The 4,294-nt window shown below is 60.9% G+C and carries 5 protein-coding genes; 3 read left to right on the top strand and 2 right to left on the bottom strand.

Features of this window, described 5'->3' with window-relative positions; all coding sequences use genetic code 11:
• The 3 genes from EN984_RS24400 to EN984_RS24390 form a co-directional block, all read left to right on the top strand.
• On the top strand, window positions 1-185 hold a 185-nt coding region (locus EN984_RS24400; RefSeq protein WP_206517470.1), incomplete at its 5' end, for a peptidogalycan biosysnthesis protein.
• Between the two features lie 99 nt (window positions 186-284).
• Window positions 285-716 carry an HIT family protein gene (locus tag EN984_RS24395; RefSeq protein ID WP_127271001.1) on the top strand — a complete coding sequence of 144 codons (432 nt, stop codon included), beginning with the start codon at window positions 285-287 and terminating at the stop codon, window positions 714-716.
• 181 nt (window positions 717-897) lie between these two features.
• Window positions 898-2,040, top strand: coding sequence for a phosphatase PAP2 family protein (locus EN984_RS24390; protein ID WP_236383050.1), 1,143 nt, complete (start codon window positions 898-900; stop codon window positions 2,038-2,040).
• Window positions 2,041-2,082: 42 nt separating this feature from the next.
• Here the strand turns inward: EN984_RS24390 and EN984_RS24385 are convergent, their stop codons facing one another.
• Window positions 2,083-2,721 (bottom strand): chloramphenicol phosphotransferase, encoded by a 639-nt coding sequence (locus tag EN984_RS24385; protein ID WP_127270999.1) that lies wholly within the window; start codon window positions 2,719-2,721, stop codon window positions 2,083-2,085.
• 150 nt (window positions 2,722-2,871) lie between these two features.
• Entirely contained in the window at window positions 2,872-4,239 is a 1,368-nt protein-coding gene (locus EN984_RS24380; RefSeq protein ID WP_127267801.1) for an IS1182 family transposase, read from the bottom strand.
• Window positions 4,240-4,294 lie beyond the last annotated feature (55 nt).

Raw genomic sequence — 4,294 nt, 5'->3', positions numbered from 1 at the left:
CGCAGGGCGAGCACAAGCTGGCGCGCGGCTACCGGCCGGTGATCATGCATTCCGCGCACTACATTGCGCACCCCGGCCTGCGCAACGCCGTCGCCGACTACCTCAGGCGCGAACGCCACGAGGTGGAGCGGATGAGCGAATATCTGGAAGAGCACACCCCGTTCCGCAAGGATCTGGAGGAGTAGCAACAGGGCTGCCTTGACGAGCAGGGCCGACTTCGTCCGATCGTCTTGCCGATTTTCCACCGTTTCGCTACACGAAAGGCACAATCCGGAGCGTTCGCCATGACCGAGGCCGCCTACGATACCGACAACATCTTCGCCAAGATCCTGCGCGGCGAAATTCCCTCGCACCGGGTCTACGAGGATGACGCTGTCATCGCCTTCATGGATGTGATGCCGCAGGGGCCGGGCCACACGCTGGTGGTGCCGAAAGCGCCGTCGCGCAACCTGCTCGACGCCGACCCGTCAATTTTCGGCCATCTCTTGAGCGTCGTTCAGAAAGTGGCGCTGGCGGTGAAAAAGGCCTTTGGCGCCGACGGCGTCACCATCATGCAGTTCAATGAGCCGGCATCGGGGCAAACCGTCTATCATCTGCACGTACATGTCATTCCGCGCTTCGACGGCATCCCGCTGAAGCCGCACACGGGAGGAATGGAGAAGCCGGAGGTGCTGACCGAAAATGCCGAAAAGATCCGGACTGCACTCGAAAATTGAGAAACGCGAGGTCAGCCGATGTGGCGGACCGGGTAGCGCCGTTCAGCCGAGAAGACGATTCTAGTGCCCGGGCGGGCCGGCGCCGGGACTCAACCGTTTGCAACTCTAATCGTCTGATTAGGAAATATTGAACCGTCTCACGGTAAAATGGTAACGGCGTGGCGAGCTGGGCTTCAAAACCATGGAACATTCGGTTGCGGCATCGGCCCCACTGACGGGGGCTATTGTCGGACGTGCTTTTCCTGGCATCTTGGCGGATGCCTTTTGGCGACACCGGCTGCTGCACGCTATGGCTACCGCTGCGCTGCTTCTGGCAAGCGCAGTCGGGTGGCACACTGGAAACATGCCGGATTTCGGCGTTCTGGCGGAATACGCCGAGTATCTTTTCATCGCCTTCTGGATTTGCGGCTCAGCCCTTGCACTTGGGACGCTTTTCCACCTTGCGCTGGTCCAGCGGGAAACCGAACCGCTGCACACCTTCCTCAAGTCACTGGGTAGATTCTTTGGCGATGCCGAACGCATTGCCAACAGCCTGAATGGCCTGGGTGCGGGTCTTGCCTTCATATCCGCGATCGGTGTGTTGAAGGGAGCCATTGCAATCCTCTCTCCGTTCGCATGGGACAAAGCATTGGCTCACGCCGATCGCATCCTGCATTTCGGTCGAGCCCCGCACGAATGGTTGTGGTTTGTCGTCCAGTCGCCGCTTGCATTGAAGATCATCAACATCGCGTACAATTTCTGGTTCGTCGTGCTCATCACCGCGGTTTTCACCGTGTGCATCACACGCAAGGATACGAAGCTGCGTCACCAGTTCCTGATGAGCTTCATGACGGTGTGGACGCTGGGTGGCTTCTTCCTCGCGATGGGCCTGTCGTCGGCTGGCCCCTGCTTTTACGAGCGATTGGGGTTCGGCAACGACTTTCACCCCCTCATGCAAGCACTTGCCGTTGCCGATCGCGTCTATCCGATCTGGGCGCTCAGCACGCAGGATATGCTGTGGAGTGGCTATACCGGCGCAACTACCGGCAGCGTCGGCATATCCGCCTTCCCATCCCTGCACGTTGTGATGGCGGTGCTGTTCGCCCTCTATGCAACACGGCGGTCTCGGCTGGCCGGTCTTGTGATGTGGTTATTCGCCGGCGTCATTATGGTCGGTTCCGTCGTGCTTGGCTGGCACTATGCCTTGGATGGCTATGCGGGTGCATTCCTGATGATCGCGATCTGGAAGGTGTGCGGATATTTGCTGACCCGTTTCGCGCCGGACCGCATGGCCGCTGAAATCGAGAGCTCCACGATGCAATCGCCGGCCGTTTGCAGGCTGTAAATTCGCCGATCTGGACGAACCCGCCTGCGGCGGCCATGCCGGTCAAAACGGCTCAAGGGCCGCGCTGGATGGGTTGGATAGTTTCTGAAACGTTGTTGGATACGGTGCTTGCCGAAGCTGCTCTGCGATCGTATCCGCGCACTGCTTCGGGCTCAGGAGCGAGGTATCGACTTCCAGATCGTACACGCCTGGGCGGTGGACCTCCTCCTGCCACAGGCGCACGGGCAACGGCACCGGATCGTCTGATGAGCCGGTCACATATCTCTTGTCCGCCGCGCTGGCGGCACGCCTTTCCATGATGATTTCCAGCGGGCAGCGAACACCGACAAACAGCACCGGCAGACCTACAAGCCGGCGCGCGCAATCAGCCACAATGTGAAGTGGTCTCGAATAGGCGTCGTGATGGCCGATATCCGCCACGACATTCAGCCCCAGCCGGCTGTGGGCGGCGATCGATTCGTAGAGCGCGGCGTATAGTCCGGGCACGAGGGCCTCAAGGTCCGGACGCTCGCCACCGGGCCGCAATCCTATCCCGGGCCGATAGCGTGCCGGCGTAGCCTGCTCGTAAACGTCGACGCCGAGATTGATCCAGACGCCATCGAAGCGCTCCTGAACAGCTCTGGCGATGCTTGTTTTTCCCGATCGCGGCGCACCGTTCAGGATGATGATCTGGCCGCTCATGCCCCTCCTCCTTGCAAACGAAAAAAGCCCCGTTTCCGGGGCTTTCAGACTGCTGACAAACCCCGTCGATTTTCGGCGGGGTTTTTTGTTATGTGATTGAAGTGTCTTGGACTGTTTGTGTCAGGAGATTTTGACAAGAGGCATTGAGCCTCATGCGCGGGCCGGCTTGGGTTTCGGGCACAGGCAAAGGGCGATCTTTTTGATGTTCTGGGCGGCGGCGGCGATCAGGCACTGGCAGGCGACCTTGGTGAGACTTCGGAACCGCGCATAGCGGTGACCATGCAGTTGCTTGGCGTCGGCGAAGGAGCGCTCGACGGTCTCCTTGCGGCGGCGGTAGATAGCCTTGCCCCATGCGGTCAGCCGGTTGGCGTCGGTGCGCTCCTTCGCATCGGCCCAGGCATGGCGGATGATGGTGCGTTGGGCCTTGGCATTGCTGGTGCAGGAGGCAAGCAGCGGGCAGTCGCGGCAGATAGCCGGGTCACTCTTGTAGTGGCGGTAGCCATTGCGGTCGGTGGTGGCGTAGGCCAGCATCTGGCCCTGTAGGCAGCGATAGCCATCAGCCGCCGGCTCATGGGTGAAGGAGGACGGACCCATCATGCCGGGCTTGGGCGGTCTGGGGCGACGATAACCGGTGACACCGCGGATTGCCCGATCCTCCAGTCCTTTGGCGATGCCTGCCGTGGCATAGCCGGCGTCCAGCCCGACGGCGCCGACATCAAAGCCGAAGCGCTGCACCTGCCGATCGAGCCTCGACAGGTAGACGGTCGAATCGTGGACGATCGCCGTCGTGTGCGTGTCGGTGATGATGGCGTGCGCCGCATCCACCGTGCGATGGTCGAGATAGAAAAAGCCCTTCGGCTTGCCCTCGCGCACCATGTAGCCGCTGTCGGGGTCGGTGCGCGAGACCTTGGTCTCCTTAACCGCAGGCCGCCGCTCCTTCTGCTTCAGCGGCTTCTGGCCATGCAGCGCCCGTTCGGTGTCGATCGCACGATCGAGGTCGGCCCAATAGTCGGCCCGCGACTTGGCGATCATGGCAAGATCGTATTTGCCCTTGTTGGCGTTGGCCTTCAGATGGGTGGAGTCGGTGTACAGCACCGTGCCGTCGACCAAGCCCGCCCGGATCGCCTGCTCAACAATGCGGTCGAAGATCGCCTGCGACACGCTGGTGTCGTCGTAACGACGCCGCCGGTTCTGGCTCAACGTCGAGGCGTCGAACACCTTGTCCGTCAGCTTCAGTCGCAGGAACCAACGATAGGCGACATTGACCTCGATCTCGCGCACCAGCTGCCGCTCCGAGCGAACGCCAAACAGGTAGCCGATGAACAGCGCCTTGAACATCAAGGTCGGGTCGAGTGGCGGGCGGCCATTGTCGGGGCAATACAGCGGCGCGGTCAGATCGTGGACGAAGGTGAAATCGATCACACGGTCGATCTTGCGCAAAAGGTGATCGGCAGGAACCAACTGATCCAGCGTCACCATCTCGAGCGCGGTCTGTTCAGGGGCGGGTCGCTTCAACATGACCCAGTGAATCAAAAACCCCCAGCAAATGCCAGGGGTTTGTCAGCAGTCTGAA

Origin of the sequence: Mesorhizobium sp. M7A.F.Ca.CA.004.12.1.1 (assembly GCF_003997835.1) — a bacterium.
In the GTDB taxonomy this organism is placed as follows: Bacteria; Pseudomonadota; Alphaproteobacteria; order Rhizobiales; family Rhizobiaceae; genus Mesorhizobium.
This window is presented reverse-complemented; position numbering and strand designations above follow the sequence as displayed.